The 16,539-nt window shown below is 72.3% G+C and carries 13 protein-coding genes and 1 pseudogene; 10 read left to right on the top strand and 4 right to left on the bottom strand.

Translation table 11 applies throughout. From position 1 onward, the window contains the following. Positions 1-329: 329 nt before the first annotated feature. Complete coding sequence (locus OO68_RS38635) at positions 330-1,037, bottom strand: hypothetical protein (RefSeq protein ID WP_033314153.1); 708 nt, start codon at positions 1,035-1,037, stop codon at positions 330-332. Positions 1,038-1,437: 400 nt separating this feature from the next. Between OO68_RS38635 and OO68_RS38630 the strand changes: the two genes are divergently transcribed. Genes OO68_RS38630 through OO68_RS38595 form a run of 8 tightly spaced genes read left to right on the top strand, consistent with a single transcriptional unit; the run spans position 1,438 to position 10,845 of the window. Further along, positions 1,438-2,523, top strand: a complete 1,086-nt coding sequence (locus OO68_RS38630; RefSeq protein ID WP_033314152.1) for a hypothetical protein — start codon at positions 1,438-1,440, stop codon at positions 2,521-2,523. A gap of 50 nt (positions 2,524-2,573) precedes the next feature. Continuing rightward, positions 2,574-3,824, top strand: a complete 1,251-nt coding sequence (locus OO68_RS38625) for a glycosyltransferase family 4 protein (protein ID WP_033314151.1) — start codon at positions 2,574-2,576, stop codon at positions 3,822-3,824. Beyond that, positions 3,821-5,248, top strand: a complete 1,428-nt coding sequence (locus tag OO68_RS38620; RefSeq protein WP_033314150.1) for an exopolysaccharide biosynthesis polyprenyl glycosylphosphotransferase — start codon at positions 3,821-3,823, stop codon at positions 5,246-5,248. Before OO68_RS38625 ends, OO68_RS38620 begins: the two co-directional genes overlap by 4 nt. A gap of 5 nt (positions 5,249-5,253) precedes the next feature. Continuing rightward, on the top strand, positions 5,254-6,594 hold the full coding sequence (locus tag OO68_RS38615) for an O-antigen ligase family protein (protein ID WP_033314149.1): 1,341 nt from the start codon (positions 5,254-5,256) through the stop codon (positions 6,592-6,594). Then, entirely contained in the window at positions 6,591-8,288 is a 1,698-nt protein-coding gene (locus OO68_RS38610) for a lipid II flippase MurJ (RefSeq protein ID WP_033314147.1), read from the top strand. The genes OO68_RS38615 and OO68_RS38610 overlap by 4 nt, the downstream gene beginning before the upstream one ends. Continuing rightward, positions 8,272-9,036 (top strand): polysaccharide deacetylase family protein, encoded by a 765-nt coding sequence (locus OO68_RS38605; RefSeq protein ID WP_033314146.1) that lies wholly within the window; start codon positions 8,272-8,274, stop codon positions 9,034-9,036. Before OO68_RS38610 ends, OO68_RS38605 begins: the two co-directional genes overlap by 17 nt. A 1-nt stretch (position 9,037) precedes the next feature. Next, positions 9,038-10,192 (top strand): glycosyltransferase, encoded by a 1,155-nt coding sequence (locus tag OO68_RS38600; protein WP_033314145.1) that lies wholly within the window; start codon positions 9,038-9,040, stop codon positions 10,190-10,192. After that, positions 10,189-10,845: a YveK family protein gene (locus OO68_RS38595; protein WP_033314144.1), complete on the top strand. Its 657-nt coding sequence runs from the start codon at positions 10,189-10,191 to the stop codon at positions 10,843-10,845. The genes OO68_RS38600 and OO68_RS38595 overlap by 4 nt, the downstream gene beginning before the upstream one ends. Positions 10,846-10,896: 51 nt before the next feature. On the opposite strand, the gene OO68_RS38590 is transcribed toward OO68_RS38595, so the two are convergent. Further along, on the bottom strand, positions 10,897-12,159 hold the full coding sequence (locus OO68_RS38590) for a glycoside hydrolase family 26 protein (RefSeq protein ID WP_033314143.1): 1,263 nt from the start codon (positions 12,157-12,159) through the stop codon (positions 10,897-10,899). 168 nt (positions 12,160-12,327) lie between these two features. Between OO68_RS38590 and OO68_RS38585 the strand changes: the two genes are divergently transcribed. Both OO68_RS38585 and OO68_RS38580 read left to right on the top strand, forming a co-directional pair. Further along, positions 12,328-13,578: a carboxylate--amine ligase gene (locus OO68_RS38585; protein WP_033314142.1), complete on the top strand. Its 1,251-nt coding sequence runs from the start codon at positions 12,328-12,330 to the stop codon at positions 13,576-13,578. Continuing rightward, positions 13,578-14,846: an NAD(P)-binding domain-containing protein gene (locus OO68_RS38580; RefSeq protein WP_209442667.1), complete on the top strand. Its 1,269-nt coding sequence runs from the start codon at positions 13,578-13,580 to the stop codon at positions 14,844-14,846. The genes OO68_RS38585 and OO68_RS38580 overlap by 1 nt, the downstream gene beginning before the upstream one ends. A 224-nt stretch (positions 14,847-15,070) precedes the next feature. Here OO68_RS38580 and OO68_RS38575 read toward each other — a convergent pair whose 3' ends face one another. Continuing rightward, the gene (locus OO68_RS38575; protein WP_033314140.1) at positions 15,071-15,793 is read right to left on the bottom strand and encodes a chaplin; all 723 of its coding nucleotides are present in this window, start codon (positions 15,791-15,793) and stop codon (positions 15,071-15,073) included. Between the two features lie 396 nt (positions 15,794-16,189). Further along, a pseudogene (locus OO68_RS38570) lies at positions 16,190-16,539 on the bottom strand (VWA domain-containing protein); the annotation flags it as partial.

Here is a 16,539-nt window from a genome sequence, read left to right as displayed (position 1 = left end):
AACCGGAGCAGCCTGCACATCCGGAGCACTCTGAGCGGCGGGCGCGCTCGGAGCGACCATGACGTCCTGGGCGAACGCAGGCGTGGCGGAACCGGCGGCGATCAGGGATCCGGCAAAGACGGCGGCAGCCTTCAGAGACTTCATCGTGTTCCTTTCTTCGGCAACGCGCGTCGCCGGAGGGGATTCTGTCGCCGTGCCTAACGAGCCCTGGCCTGGGCGGAAACCGGAGATGCCGAAGATTGCCAATACCTCATACCAAATCTATTAAACGACCGAAGAACAACAGTCGTGGCGCCGCCCCCTGGGGGCGGCGCCACGACCGGCCGGTCTCAGGATGCCGGTGACAGCACCGACGTCAGCAGTGGCACGGCGGGGAGCGTGACGGCCGTCTCCTCAGGCTCCGATGTCGACGAGGCGCTGGACGACTCGCCGGACAGATCGTCGGACGGTGTCGACACGGCGGGCTCGTCCTGGAGCGAGGGGTCGCCTCCGGTCAGCGCGGCCAGGAGGTCGTCCACCCCGGCCAGCAGGTCGTCGACCGAGGGAAGGACGCTGCCGACACCGGAGGTGATCGCCTCCAGGAGGCCGTCGACCGCTCCGAGTACGAGGTCCAGCAGGTCGGTCACGGGGTCGGCGGCGCGCGGCACCGACACCCCGGGCACCGCGGCGGGCAGGGCGGGAGCCGGCAGCCGCACGACCGTCGACACGAGCGAGGTCTGCGCACCCTTGGCGGCCGACTCGGCCAGGGCGGCCTTCGCGGCGGCCGCCAGCTGCCTGGCCTCGGCCGGGGGCAGCTTCCCGTTGCTGTCCCGGAGCACGGTGCTCAGCAGGTCGGCGACCGGGGTGAGCTCGCCCCAGTTCAGTTTCCCGACCTGCGCGAGCCGCGTATCCGCGCCGGGAAGCCGGGCCTCGGACGCCACACGGTGGCCGTGCCCGCGGGACGATTCGGCCGCCATGGCGACGGGGCCGGTGATCCCGACCAGAACGGCGGCGCAGAGTGCGCCGGACACGATGCGCCGTGCGGGCAAAGCACACATGGGGATTCCTTTCGACGGCGTTGGATCTTGAACCAACCGTGAAAGCGCCCATGACTTCCCGCAACCGCTCATACGCTTTTCGGAATTCCGCAGTTCCCCCTTTTGCCGTGGCCGGCCTGATCAGACGGTTTGTCAGGGCGCACCCTCCGGCCCCCGGATGGAGCAAGGCAGTGGCCCGCACCGAGCGGAAGCCCTTCCCGGGCGCGAGTCGACGGCCGGAACCGGCAAAGACATGCGATTTCACGATTCCGACACACTTGTCAGATTTCACCGAATTTCATCGACTATGTCCGGTTGATGACTAGAGTTGCGAACCGCCCGACGCACTCTCCAGCGCGGACACATCGCACTCGTGGCGCTCTGCCACGGCCCCCCTGTTCCGAAAGGGCAACGACCGGTCATGCGTCATTCCTTGGGCCCGCTGTTCCGCCGCGCGACCGTGGGCGTCCTCGCAGTTGCCGCCATGTGGGCAGCCGGCACTTCTTCCACCGCCGCACCAGTTGCGGCGCCCGCCCCGGAAGCCGAGCGGCTCAGCTTCACCGAGCGGTACCGCGCGCTCCAGCACGGCGGCATCGTACGCGCTGCCAACGCCTCGATCACCTGCCGCACGGCCCAGAGCCCTTCGTGCCCGGAGGTCCAGGCAGGCGGCGCCGGTGTGAACGGCGACTTCGACATGTTCTACGTCGATGTCGACCGCGACGCCAACACCTACAACTCCTCCCGCGCGGAAGTCCGTCTTCCCACCGGCTCCCGGGTGACGTACGCGCGCCTCTACTGGGGCGGCAATCTGCGCGTGGGTGAGCAGAAGCCGCCACAGGACAACGGGCGCGTCCTGATCGCCGAACCCGGCGGCGAGTACAAGGAGTTGTTGGCGGACACGACAGTCGGACACCGCGTCATGGACGGCATGGACGCCTTCCAGGCCTCAGCCGACGTGACACGGCTGGTTCGGGAGGGCGGACCGGGCCTGTACACCGTGGCGCAGATCAACATCGCCATGGGCAGATCCACGGCCGGAGCGTGGGGTGGCTGGACGCTCGTGGTGGCCTACGAGAACCCGGCGGAGCCGCTGCGGCACCTCGCGGTCTGGGACGGCTTCACTCCGCTGAGGTCCGGTGGACAGGAGATCGGCCTGAGCGGTCTCGGGTTCCCCGCGGGCGCATGGGGCCGTGCGGGCCTGGTGACGTACAACGGCGACCGAGGCACCGGCGGAGACTCGCTCACCGTGGCGACCGGCCAGTCCGAGTCCGCCCTCACCAACGCCGCCAACCCCCGCGACGACGTCCTGAACTCCACCATCAGCGAGCCCGGGGCGGATGCGTCACGTGTGCCCGCCTACGCCAACAACCTCGGTTACGACTCCGACGTGTTCGATCTCGGAAGCGCCCTGCAGCACGGCGGGGACCAGGCAACCTTCCGGATCCAGTCTCAGCAGGACGCGGCGTGGGCCGGCGTGCTCTTCGTCGCCGCCGACGCACGGCGGTGAGTACGTCGCCGCCCGCCCCGAACGCCTTCGCGAGCGAGGAATCCGCGCACATGCACCTGTCATCCGCCGCACCTCACCCCAGAGTCCTGCATCTCACCCAGCCGGTGGACGGCGGTGTCGCACGCGTCGTCACGGACCTGGTCCAGGCGCAGCTGTCGGACGGCCTGGACGTCACCGTGGCCTGCCCCGACAGCGCGCTCACCACGAAACTGCGGACACTCGGCGCACGCGTACGGCACTGGCACGCGACGCGGTCGCCCGGTACGTCGCTCTTCCGGGAGGTGCGGCACCTGGCCCGGGTCATCGACGAGGTGCGTCCCGACCTGATCCACGCGCACAGCGCGAAGGCCGGACTCGCCGGACGCCTCGCGGTACGCGGGCGGATCCCGACGGTCTTCCAGCCGCACGCCTGGTCGTTCGAAGCGGTCGGCGGGGGCACCGCGACCCTGGCGCTCATGTGGGAACGCTGGGGAGCACGGTGGGCCTCACGCGTGGTGTGTGTGAGTGAGGCGGAACGCGCGACCGGCATGGGCGCCAGGATCACCGGCCGCTGGACCGTCGTCCCCAACGGCATCGACCCCGATCGCTTTCGGCCGGCCGCCGCGAGCGCCGTACGGGCCGGGCTGGCCCCGCTCACCGGCATCCACCCCACGGCGCCGCTCGCCGTGTGCGTGGGGCGGCTGTGCCGGCAGAAGGGCCAGGACGTCCTGCTGCGGGCGTGGGAAACCGTCGAACAGCAGGTGCCCGACGCCCGCCTCGTCCTGGTCGGCGACGGGCCGGACCGCGACCGGCTTCGCGAAAACGCCCCCGATTCCGTGGTGTTCGCGGGAGCCGTCGCCGACGCCTCCCCTTGGTACCAGGCCGCCGATCTCGTCGTCCTGCCGTCCCGTTGGGAGGGCATGGCCCTGGCACCGCTGGAGGCCATGGCCTGCGGGCGGCCGGTGGTGGTCACGGACGTCGACGGGGCCCGCGAGAGCCTGCCCGCCTCCTCATCGGCCCGGTGCCTGGTGCCGCCGGAGGACCCGGTGGCGCTGGCCGGGGCCGTCACCGCGCTGCTGGCGGACCCGGCGCTGCGCGCCTCGCTCGGCGACCAGGGTCGCCGTCACGTGCTGTCCACCCACGACGTGCGGCACACCGCCGAGGCCGTCTCGGACGTCTATCGCGACCTGCTCGGCCCATGGACCGCCGCCACCCCCAGCGCTGAGCACGGTCAGCCGCTCGACATCGGACGTGACGCCGAGGCGAGCCGGCCGGCACAGCGCGTCGAGCCCACCGAGTACAGGGAGTCCATCCACTCGTGACCGCCGAACGCACCGTGCCCTCCCCCGGCGTACAGCCACGGGACCACGGATCCTCACCAGTCTCGGTCATGCCCCCGCGCGGCACGACCACCGGTTTCCGGTCGTCCGCCCCGCGGCCCCCCACCCGGCCGGCCTCACCCGTCCCACTGCTCGTCGCCGACGGCTTCGCCGCTCTGGCGGGCACGCTCGCGCTCACCGAGGCCCAGCGTCACCCGCTCCTCGTCACCCTGCTCGTCGTCGCCTCGCTGCTGCCGCGCCGACGCGACGGGCGGCCGCCGGTGCCCGGGCTGCTGGAGGAACTGCCCGCCCTGTGTGGCCGCATCGCAGTGGCATGGCTGGCTCTCGCGGCACTTCTGGCGGCGTACCGGCCGGAGCACGCGTTGTCCCTCCGTACCGTGCTGACGGGCCTCGCCCTGCACGCGGCGGCCGGCTGCGCGCTGCGCGGAGCCGTGCACGCGCGGCGCCGCGCAGCTCTGCTGCGCCATCCGCACACGGCGCTCGTCCTCGGCCCGGTCACGACCGCGCAGCGCGTGGCCGCCGCCGTACTGCGGCACCCGCGCTGCGGCGTACGGCCGGTGGGGATCGTCGCCGGGCAGCCGGACGGCACCGAGACGCTGCCCGTGCTGACGACCGCCGAGGAGGTCGAGCGTGCGGTCATCCAGAACGGGGTACGGGCGGTGCTGGCCGTGCACCCCTCCGTACGCGCCGAACAGGAGCCGCTGCTGCGGGCACTGGCCGATTCGGGCTGCGTGGTCTGGGAGGTCGACGCCGACACCCCGTCGTACGCGTCACGTGAACGGCTCGCCGGGTTCTCCTGCCGACGGCTGGACATGTCCCCGGCCCGGCGGGACAGTGCGGCCAAACGGACGCTCGACATCCTTGTATCGGGGACACTGTTGTTGCTGGTCAGCCCGCTGCTGCTGACCTTCGCCGCGGTGCTGCGGATCTGCGACGGGCCGGGCGTGGTGTTCCGGCAGGAGCGCATCGGCAGGGGCGGCGAGCCGTTCACGCTGCTGAAGTTCCGTACCCACCGCCCGGTCGACGAGCACGAGTCGGCGACCCGGTGGAGCGTGGCGAACGAGAACGAAATGCGCTGGTTCTGCCGGATGCTGCGGCGCACCTCGCTCGACGAACTGCTCCAGCTGTGGAACGTGCTCCGGGGCGACATGAGCCTGGTCGGGCCTCGACCCGAACGCCCCTACTTCGTCGCTCAGTTCGGCCAGACCTATCCGGGTTACTCGGTCCGCCACCGTATGCGGACCGGCATCACCGGCCTCGCCCAGATCCACGGCCTGCGCGGCGACACCTCGATCGAGGACCGCTGCCGGTTCGACAACGCCTACATCGACGACTGGTCCCTGTGGCAGGACGTCTGCATTCTGCTGCGCACCGCCGCCACGGTGGTACGTCCCACGGGGAGCTGAGACAGGTGAGTCTCGCACTGACACCGCTCCCCCGGCGCGACGCCGTGCTGACACCGGCCCTGCTCGTCATGGCCGTACCGGCCTTGCTGGCGCTGCCTCTGACGTCGGACGGAGCGGGGCCCGCCGACGTGTTCTCCGGGCTGGTGGTGGTCTACTGCGTGATCCGTCTCGTGTTCGAACGGCGGCGCCCGCTCTCGCCCGCCGCCGCGGTGATTCTGGGCCTGCCGGTCGTGGGGCTCGCGCTCGCCACCATGGGGGCGTTCACGCCCCAGGCCGGGCTCACCGGCCTGGGACGCTATCTGCAGACCTTCGTACTCGTTCCGGCGGCCGTACTGCTGCTGCTCCGCGACCGGACCGGCTTCCGGCTGGTGGCCTGGGCCTGCGTGGGGCTCGGCCTGTGCCAGGGGGCCCTCGGTGTCCACCAGTTCGTCACCCGGACCGGTGCCTCCTACCAGGGCGCGAACATCCGGGCGGTGGGCACCTTCGGGTCGCACGACGTGATGGGCATGGCGACGGCGGTCTCCCTCGGCCTGGTGTGCGCGGTCGGCATCGCGCTGGGCCGGGTGTCCGTACGGCAGCGGGCGGCCGCCGCCGTGTGCGCATCGGTGCTGCTGCTGCCGCTCGCGCTCTCCTTCAGCCGGGGAGCCTGGATCGCGACGTTCCTGACGTGCACCGTGCAGCTGGTTCTGACCGGATGGCGGCGCGCTCTCAAGGTGGCCGCGGCCGCCGTCGCCGCGGGCGTGATCCTGGTGGGCGGGTTCGGTGTGGGCTCGGTTCTTCTGCAGCAGCGGATCGGCAGCATCGCCCAGGTCGCCGACGCCCCCGACCAGTCCGTCGTCGACCGGTACACCCTGTGGGCGTCCGCCACGGAGATCTGGCGGCAGCACCCGCTGACGGGGGTGGGGCTGAAGGGCTTCCCCGAGTACCGGGACGGGCACGCCACGCTTGCGCTGTCGTCGGGCAGCGAGACCGAAGGCGCGGGAGCGGCGTACCAGCGGCAGCCGCTGCTGTCTCCGCACAACATGTACCTGCTGGTGTTGAGCGAGCAGGGCCTCATCGGGCTGCTCGCGCTCGCCGGAAGCTGGCTGGCGCTGCTGGTGTGCGGGGTGCGGCGGCTGGTGCACGTCCGCGACCGCGGCCCGGGACTCGACTGCGGGCTCGTCGCATGCGGGCTGCTGGTCTGGCTGCTGACCGACTTCATGTACGGCGACATCGGCGGACCCTCGACCGTGCTGATCGCCGTGGCGATGGGGCTCGGGGCGTGGTGGGCGCTGACCGCCGACACGCGCGCTGATGCGCCGCGCAGCACGGTGCCCGAGCGCGCCGAGGAGGCCCTGGCGCGATGACGGTGGTGCCTTCGCATTCCCCCGGCTCCGAAACGGACGACGCGGTGACCGTGCCCCCGGCGCGTGCCGCCACCAGGACAGGCGACGGCGGCGACCATCCGGCGCCGTCGTCGGTCTCCGGAAACGCCCTGGCCAGGGCCGCGCTCGTCACGGCATCGCTGTCCATCGCCGGTTCACTGCTCGGCCTGGTGCGCGACCAGTCGCTGGCGCGGCTGTTCGGCGCCGGGAGCGACACGGACGCCTTCCTGGTGGCGTGGACGGTTCCCGAGTTCGCCGCCACGCTGCTCATCGAGGACGGGCTGGCGATCGCGCTGATCCCGGCGTTCAGCATGGCGCTGGCGCGCCGCGCCCGGGGCGCGCCGGGCGACCCGGTCCGCGCCCTGGTCGGCGCCACCCTGCCCCGGCTCTGCCTCGCCCTCGCCGCGGTGGCCGCGCTGATCGCCTGCACGGCTCCCTACCTGGTCACGGCGCTTGCCCCCGGTCTGCCCGACCCCGGGCTCGCCGCCGATTGCACCCGGATCACCGCTACCTGCGTGCTGGCCTTCGGGCTCGCCGGGTACTGCAGTGCCGCCCTGCGGGCACACCGCTGTTTCCTCGCGCCCGCGGCGATCTACGTCGTCTACAACACCGGCATCATCGCCGCGATGTTCCTGCTCGGCGAGGGCTGGGGCGTGCGCTCCGCCGCGGTCGGGGTGGCGGCGGGCGGCTGCCTGATGGTGGCGGTTCAACTGCCGTCGCTGTGGCGGCGGCTGGCGTCGCCCACGCCGCACCTCGTCAAGGCCTCGGCGGTGGCCGAGGAGCGGCCGATGCAACTCGCCCTGGTCGCCGCGGTGCTCCTCTTCGCCCTGTGCCGCCAGTCGCAGGTCCTCGTGGAGCGCTTCCTCGCCTCCGGCCTGCCCGCCGGGGCCATCTCGCACCTGAACTACGCGCAGAAGGTCGCCCAGATCCCGATGACGCTGTCGCTGATGGTGTGCACCGTCACCTTCCCGGTGGTGGCGCGGGCTCTCGCGGACGGCGACACGGCGCGGGCCCGCAGCCGCGTGGAGCGGGATCTGGCGCTCGCCTCGTGGCTGGTGCTGCTGGGCATGTGCGCGGTGGTCGCCTGCGCTCCCCAGATGATCGAACTGCTCTTCCAGCGGGGAGCGTTCACCCCTGGCGACACCGACGCGACTGCGGACGTGATGCGCGTGTACGCCCTCGGGCTGCTGGGCCAGACCCTGGTGGGCGCCCTCGTGCGGTCCTACTTCTCGGCGGGCCGGGCCACCTGGTACCCCCTCGGCGCGATGGCGGCGGGCATCGCCGTGACGTCCGGGATCGGCGCCGGCGCCGTGCACTCCTGGGGAGTGGCGGGGATCGCCGCCGCCAACGCCCTCGGCATCACCGTCACGGCGACCCTGCTGCTCGCCGGGCTGCGAACGGGCCGGCCGAACAGCACGCACGGCGTCTCGGTCCGTGTCCGGCCGGTCCTGGCCGAGCTGAGCAGGCTGGTGGCCGCCGCGGCCGCCGCCACGGCCGCGGGGGCGTTCGCCGCGAGCCGGCTGCCGTCGCCGGCGGCGGGCCTCACGGCCGGCCTCCTGACCGTGACCTTCGTCTTCGTCCCGCTCAGCTGGGCCATCGGGGCCCAGAGTTCCGCGTCCGCTCTGCGCTCCCTACGCGCCGTCACACGAAGGCTCACACATGGCCGTTTCCGTTGACTCCCTCGACACCGACAGACCCCGGGCCCCGCGCAAGGGCCCGGCCCCCTGGGTGGCGATGTACCACTCGGTGGGCGACTGCTCGGACGACCCGTACCGCATCACGGTCACGCCCGCACGGCTCGGGGCGCAGCTGGCCTGGCTGCGCCGGCGCGGGCTGCGGGGCGTGTCCGTGACCGAGCTGCTCGCCGCCCGCGCCCGGGGTGAGGGGCGAGACCTGGTGGGGCTGACCTTCGACGACGGGTACGCCGACTTCGTCACCGACGCCCTGCCGCTGTTGCACCGCTGGGACTGCGGCGCCACCCTCTTCGTGCTGCCCGGGCGGCTCGGCGGCGACAACGCCTGGGATCCGCTCGGCCCCCGCAAGCCGCTGCTGACCGCGGACGGCATCCGGCGGGCGGCCGAGGAAGGCGTGGAGATCGGCTCGCACGGGCTGACGCACGTCGACCTCACCAAGGCGGACGACCTCACGCTCAAGGCCGAGGTCGCCGAGAGCCGCGCACAGCTGGAGGAGCTGACCGGCACTCCGGTCGAGGGCTTCTGCTACCCGTACGGCACGATCGACGCCCGCGCCGTGGAGTCAGTACGGGAAGCGGGGTACACCTACGCCTGCGCCATCGATCCGGGCCCGCTGACCGGTCCGCACGCTCTGCCGCGCGTGTACGTCGGCCAGGACGACACGGCGTGGCGCCTGCACCTCAAGCACTGGCTGCACCGGCTGCGCCGGCGCCCGGTGGAGGTCCTGTGAGATGAGAGCTCTGCACATCATCACCGGCCTCGGCGTCGGCGGGGCCGAGCAGCAACTGCGCCTGCTGCTGCGTCATCTGCCCGTCCACTGCGACGTCGTGACGCTCACCAACCCCGGCGCGGTCGCCGAGGGCCTGGCGGCCGACGGAGTCCGTGTCACCCATCTCGGCATGGGCGGCAACCGTGACCTGGCCGCGCTGCCGCGCCTGGTCCGGCTGATCCGCAGCGGCGGCTACGACCTGGTGCACACCCACCTCTACCGGGCCTGCGTCTACGGCCGCTTCGCCGCACGCGCGGCCGGGGTCCGGGCGGTCGTGGCCACCGAACACTCCCTGGGCGACTCACAGATGGAGGGCCGCAGCCTGACGGCAGGGGTACGCGGGCTGTACCTCGCCAGCGAGCGGCTCGGTTCGGCGACGGTCGCCGTCTCCCCGACGGTGGCCGAGCGGCTGAAGCGCTGGGGCGTGCCCGCGCCCCGCATCGAGATCGTCCCGAACGGCATCGACCTCGACCACTTCCGCTTCGACCCTGAGCGGCGCGAGCGCACCCGCCGGCATTTCGGCCTGCCGAAGGACGCCTGGGTCGTGGGCGGTGTCGGCCGGCTCACCGCGGGGAAGCGGTTCGACGTCCTCGTCCGCGCGCTCGCCCTGCTTCCGGACGAGTGCCGGCTGCTGCTGGTGGGCAGCGGCCCCGAGGAGCACGCCCTGCGTCGCACGGCCCACGAGGCCGGTGTGGCCGAGCGCGTCGTCTTCGCCGGCGAACGTCCCTACGTACGCGACGACTCCTCGGGTCCGGACCTGCCCTCGCTCACCTCGGCCATGGACCTGCTCGCGTCCCCGTCCCCGGAGGAGGCCTTCGGTCTGGCGGCCGTGGAGGCTCTGGCGGCCGGACTGCCCGTGCTCTACGCCTCCTGCCCGGCCATCGAGGATGTGCGGCCGTCCGACGGCGCCGGCGTCCGGCGCGTGCGCGGCGGCCCCGAGGCATACGCCCGCGCTATGGCCGAGGTCCGCGCGGCCGGCGCCCTCCTTCCCCGCACGGCCTCGGAGGTCGCCGACCACTACAGCATCACCCGCTGCGCGGCCCGTCTCACGGACGTGTACGCGACAGCGGTCGCCCGTTCGCCGTCCCTCTCATCTCTGGGAGCCACCTCCTCATGACCGACACTCCGACCCGTCAGCACCGCCTGTCCCCGGTTCGTCTCAGGGGCCTTCCCCTGTGGTCCGTGCTCGCGGCCGGCACCCTCGTCGGGGGTCTGCTCGGCGGCTCGTACGGCTTGCTCACACCCTCCACGTACACGGCCACGAGCTACGTCATCGCCGTACCCACCGAGAAGTCCACGCCGGACGCCGCCCTCGGATTCGCTCAGGCGTACGGTCGGGTCGCCACTCAGCTCGCGGTGCTGGGGGACGCTCAGGTGTATGCGGGGGTCCCGGTACGCACCCTGCAGCACAGCGTGCGCACGGCGACGTCGCCGGACGCGCCGATGGTCGCGGTCTCGGCCACCTCCTCGCGCCCGGGCCTCGCCGTCGACATGGCCAACGCGGTCACCCGCTCGCTGACCCGCCACGCGGAGGACAGCAGTGACAGCACTCACGTGCGGCTCGTGCAGTTCTCCCGGGCGGTGGAGCCGCGCGAGCCGACGTCCGCCTCCCCGGCGGTGACCGGTCTGGTGGGGGCGAGCGCAGGCGGTCTGCTGGGCGGCCTGGTCCTGCTGGCGCGGCCCAGGAAGAGCGGCCGGGACGGAGAGGGCGCCCCGGCCCCCTCGGTGCCCGGCCCGGCCGCCGCCGCCGATGTGCGCGGACAACGGTGACGACGGCGGGCCCGGCCCAGCACGGCACCGGGGTTTCACCGGGTTGGTGGATCACCACCAGTCGAAGCGGAGGCAGAGCTTCCCGCCGAGCCACTCCTCCACCCAACTGCCCAGGTCCAGCGGCGTGCAGTTCGCAGGGGGCGGCGTCGAGCTGGGCTGGGTCGGCGTGGGCGTGGGCGTGGGTGTGAGGGGCGAGGCCGCCTGGTCGCCGCGGCCGAACAGGGCGGACCGGTAGAGGTGGGACGACTTCGGGTTGGCTCCGCACTGCCACACACCGTGCGGGCAGTAGTCGGTCAGTGTGTTGTAGAGCGGCTTGTGCTCCTCCATCCAGGCGAGCATTTTCCGCATGTACTCGGCATTGTCACCGTTGCGGAAGAGCCCCCATTCCGGATAGGAAATGGGTTTGCCGTGAGCCTTCGCGAAATCCACGTGGTGCTGCAGCCCGTAGGGCTCTTTCACCTGTTGCTCGAACGACATCCCGGTCGGCTGGTCATAAGAATCCATGCCGATGACGTCGACCGTGTCGTCCCCCGGATAGCATTTCGTCCAGGGAACGGCATCCTGGCCACGGCTCGGCGTGAAATCGAACCGAAACTGCTGGCCCGGCACGGAGCGCATGGTGGCGACAATCCTGTTCCAGTACTTCTTCCAGGCCTCCGGGTCCGGCCCGCAGCGATGGGTGTACGTGGTGCCATTCATTTCCCAGCCGAGCACGATGACCGTGTCCGGCACCTTCAACTTCACCAACCGCTCGGCGAGGACCCGGAAGTGGTGATCGAACTCACCAGCGGCGCCGCGCCGCAGCAGCTGCCTGACTTCGCCGTCGGAGACGCCCTCCTCGTTGCGCTCCTGCATGGGGACGTTGAGGACCAGCATCCGGTCGGCCTTCTTGTTGCGCCAGTGCGCCCAGACGTCCAGGAAGTCGGGAGCGCCCTCGATGTCCCGCCAGCGGTGTCCCGGCAGGTAGGTGTGGCCGACGCGGAGCTCCGTGCCGCCCAGCCAGTGGCTGAACAGCGGCATCCGCGCCACGCCACGGGCGTCGGACTTGAGGAAGACACCGAAGGCTGGGATCTCCGTATCTGCCGCCGCAGTGGTGACCGGGGCAGGCGTCGGGGCCTGGGGGACGGCCGGAGGTGTGAGGGCCGAGGGCGTGGGGGCGGGTGTCGCCGGGGTCGGCACCGGAGCCCGGGGCTCGGCGGCCCGGGCCACCCCCACCCCCGCCACGGCGCCGGACGCCAGGGCGGCCGACGCGGCGACCGCTGCCGCGCCCAGGGCCAGCCGGCGGACCTTGGGCCGCTTGTGCTGTGGGGCCATGCCTGCTCCTTTCTTCGCTCTCGTCCGGACTGCAGCCGCAATTGGTGTTATTGACGGGCAGTCATATGAAGTGAGTCATAGAAAGGGCTGGAGCGCCAGTGCCGTTGCGGCTTTCGAGTGCCAGGCTCGCCCGTGCGGGTGAGCCGATCGATGAGAAAGAGAGAATTCGTGTCGCTGCTCGACATCCGCGTCCCCGCTGTTGTGCTGCGGATCGACCGGAACCCTTTCCACCACGGAACGCTGGGGGCCGTGCGGTCGCTCGGCAGGGCGGGAGTGGAGGTACACGTCGTCGCTGATACCGCGGGAAGTCCCGTCGGCGCGTCACGTTATGCACGTCAAATGCATCCCCCGCCGCCCCCGGGAGCGTCCACGGAGGAGATCCTCGCCGTGCTGCGCCGTGTGGCCGACCGGATCGGGCGGCCCGCCGTCCTGGTCCCGATGGACGACGCGAGCGCGATCACCGTGGGGCGGACGCGGGAGGAACTCGCGCCCTCCTACCTTCTGCCGGAGATGCCGGGCACCCTGGCCGAGCGCGTCGCCGACAAGGCGGAACTGGCCGCCGTGTGCGCGTCCGCCGAGGTCCCGCACCCGGTGACGCTGGTCCCGGACAGTCCGGCCGAGGTCGAGGACGCCCTGCGGCAGCTCGGACTGCCGGTGGTGGCGAAGTGGAGCCGCCCCTGGCTCCTGCCCGCCGGCAGCGGTCTGCGCAGCACGGTTCTGGTGCGGTCCCCGCAGCAGGCCCGGGAGCTGTTCCTGCACACCGAGGAAGCGGGCAGCCGCCTGCTGCTCCAGGCCTACCTGTCACCGGGGCCGGACCGGGACTGGTTCTTCCACGGCTACGCCGACCACTCGGGCAGCGTGCGCGCGGGCGGTCCGGGCCGCAAGCAGCTGGCCTGGCCGCGGGGGGCGGGACTGACCGCGGTGGGCTGCTGGACTCCCAACGCCGACGTGCAGGCGCTGGCCGAGCGGCTCACCGGTGAGCTGGGCTACCGGGGCATCTTCGACCTCGACTTCCGCCGGTGCGGCCAGACGGGCCGCTACCACCTGCTCGACTTCAACCCGCGCGCCGGCGCCCAGTTCCGGCTCTTCGCGGACAGCACGGGCCTGGACGTCGTACGGGCGCTGCACCTGGACCTGACGGGCCGTTCACTGCCGGCCGGGACCCCGCTCGCCGGGCGGGCGTTCGTGGTGGAGAACTACGCGCCGATGGCGGCGCTGCGTGCGGCGCCCGGCGGGCGCGAACTGGCCTGGTACGCCGCGGACGACCGCTCCCCCGGACGGGTCATGTGGGCCCAGTGGTGCCGGCACGTGTCCCGCCGGCTGTACGAGCGGCTGGGCACGACGACGTCACCGACGCCCCGGCTGATCCCCCGGGCAGCCTCGCCCTCCCTGACCGACAACGAGAAAGCGAGCAGTTGATGGTGTACGACCTTCTGGTGGTGGGCGCAGGCCCGTACGGTCTGTCGATCGCGTCCCACGCCGCGGCCGCCGGGCTGAACCTGCGCGTGTTCGGCCGGCCCATGGCGTCCTGGCGGGACAACATGCCCCGCGGCATGTTCCTGAAGTCGGAGCCGTGGGCGTCCAACCTCTCCGACCCGGCCGGGCAGTGGCGTCTGGACGTCTACTGCGACAAGCACGGCTTGACGGCACGTCATGCGACGCCGATTCCGGTCGAGGCGTTCGCGGAGTACGGCCTGTGGTTCGCCCGGAACGCCGTACCTGAGGTGGACGAGCGCACGGTGACCCGTGTGGCTGCCGGGTCAGGCGGTTTCACCGCGGTCACTGAGGACGGGGAGGAGGTGCAGGCCCGCACGGTGGCCCTGGCGGTCGGTGTGATGCCGTTCGTCGAGGTGCCGCAGGCACTGCGCGGACTGCACCCCGCCCTGGTGACGCACAGCAGCCACCACAGCGACCTCGACCGCTTCCGCGACAAGGACGTCACCGTGATCGGTGGCGGGCAGGCGGCCCTGGAAACGGCGGCGCTGCTCGCCGAACAGGGCACGCGGGTCCGTGTGCTGGCGCGGGCGGAACAGCTGCGGTGGAACGATGTGCCGCCGCCCTGGGAGCGCCCCTGGTACCAGTCGGCCCGCTCTCCCCACAGCGGCCTCGGCCCCGGCTGGCGGAACTGGTTCTACGCGGAGCGCCCGAACCTCTTCCGGCGGCTGCCGGAGCCGACCCGGGCACGCATCGCGACCACGGCGCTGGGGCCGGCGGGCGCGTGGTGGGTGCGCGACCGGGTGGAGGGCGTGGTGGAGCTGCTGCCGGGCCATGAGGTCACCGCGGCCAGTGCAGTGCCGGGTGGGGTACGGCTGGACACGGCGAGCCGCGCGGGTGCCCTGCGCAGCCTGGAGACCGAACACGTCATCGCCGCCACGGGGTTCCGGCCGCGGTGCGACCGGCTCGGACTGCTCTCCCCCGAGCTGCGCGGAACGCTGGCGGCACTGCCGGACGGCTCCCCGCAGGTGGGGCGCAGCTTCGAGTCCTCCTACCCCGGCCTGTTCCTCGCGGGTCTGGTGACGGCCTCGGGCTTCGGCCCGGCCATGCGCTTCGTGCAGGGTGCGTCGTTCACGGCGTCGACACTCGTCCGGGGAGTACGCCGTCGACTCGGGGCGATGCCGGTGGGCGGCATCGTCCCCGCCCCGGTGGACAGCAGCCGAAGCGAGTCTCCGTCGCCCGTGCACCGCTGACGGAGGACCACACGGTGACCCGTGGGCCGCTGACGGCGACAGCGTCGTCGGCGGCCCGCCGCCTTGCCGGGATGGGCGGTCGAGCAAGGGGCATGACGCGACGGCCGACACCCCCCGGACCTTGGTCGACGGGGGGTGCGGGTGATGCTGCCCCGGTGCCGGACCATGGGCCGGGCACCGGGACGATGACGACGCGCCGGCTGCACCGGCCGCCTCGGGAACGGCTAGCGGGACGCGGTGGTGCGGGCGCGGCGGTACATCATCACTCCGCCCGCGATCAGGACGGCGCTGGCGGCCGATGCGGCCGCCAGCGCCTCGCTGCCGGTCTCGGCCAGCTGGGGCAGGGTGCCGGGCTCCTCCTGCTCCTCCGTCTCTTCGGTGACGGAGGAGTCCTCGGTGTCCGGAGTCGTGGAACGCGGCGTCTCGCTGTCCGGCGGGGTGGAACCGTCCTTGGCCGGGGGCTTCGGCTCCTCTTCCGTCGACGGCTTGTCGTCGTCGCCGTCACCGTAGCCGCCGCCGTAGGAGCCGTTCTCGCAGTCGTTCTCGAGCGCGTCGTTGAACAGCGCGCCCCCGTCGACGCTGTTGCCGCAGGCGTTCACCGGCACTTCGAGCGGCACCTGCACGTTGTTCCCGGACAGCACGCCGGGAGAACCCTTCACGACCGCTGACGCGTCCGCGCCCGCCTCGTGGTCCGACGACTTGTGCGAGATGTTGCTGCAGGAGTTGCCGAACGCCGTGTTGAGCGCCGCGAGCACGTTGACGGTGTTGCCGCACAGGTTGACCGGCACCTCGACCGGCACCTGCACGCTGTTCCCGGACAGCACACCAGGGGAATCCTTCGCCACTCCCGACGCGTCGGAGTCGGCGAGTGCGGGGCTGCCGTACAGGGACAGAATCCCCGTGGCGGCGGCCGCCGCGAACGCTCCCTTGCTCAGGGTCTGTCGCATTGCAGTTGTCCTCCTGCTTGAAGAATTGGGGCAGCCGGTCCCGGAGCGGAGATCCACATCGAGGGCCGACGGTGTGCGGCATGAACAAGTCGCAGTGCTGGACAGGAGTCTGGCGTGGGGAGAACTGGCTCGCGGCACAGTGGCTGCGGAGTCAGCGTCACTCGCCGTTGCCCCGCGCGACGGCCGGTCCGCCGGCCCGTGCCGGCACAGCGGCTGTCGCAGGCACATCAATGGCGGAAGCGGCGGCCGCCGCAGCGATCATTGCCTCCTTGAGCACTGCGCGTTCCTTTCTCGTGGCACCGCATGCTCTACTGCCTCATCAACCCGGTGCAGAAGAATTGGTTCCGCAGGTTCACCCGGTTGGCCCGCGTACCGTCCCGCAGGGCCGGGAGGTGTTCAGTCCCGCTGCCGGCCCGCCCGCTCGATGGCCCGGGCCAGTTCGCGCACGGCCCCGTCCTCCGTGGTGTCGGACAACACCCGGGCCTGGTCCGCGAGTTCGGCGAAACCGGCCGGAGCCCCCGGGAGGTCGTCGCGCGAGCGGAGGGCGTCGGCGAAGTAGGCCGCCACCGCGGTGACCTGGAAACGGCTGGGCGCGGCGCGCAAGGAGCCGTGGAGGGCGTCGGCCTCCAGGTCGCCGGTCTCCTCGTGCGGGTCGCGGGTCTCCGGGTCGAGCCAGCGGACGGTGGCGGTGGCGAGGTGGCCGCGGGCGCCGGGCTCGGTGCGCACGGCGTACAGGGCGGTGACGG

It is taken from the genome of Streptomyces iakyrus (assembly GCF_000717055.1).
Taxonomy (GTDB): domain Bacteria; phylum Actinomycetota; class Actinomycetes; order Streptomycetales; family Streptomycetaceae; genus Streptomyces; species Streptomyces iakyrus.
This window is presented reverse-complemented; position numbering and strand designations above follow the sequence as displayed.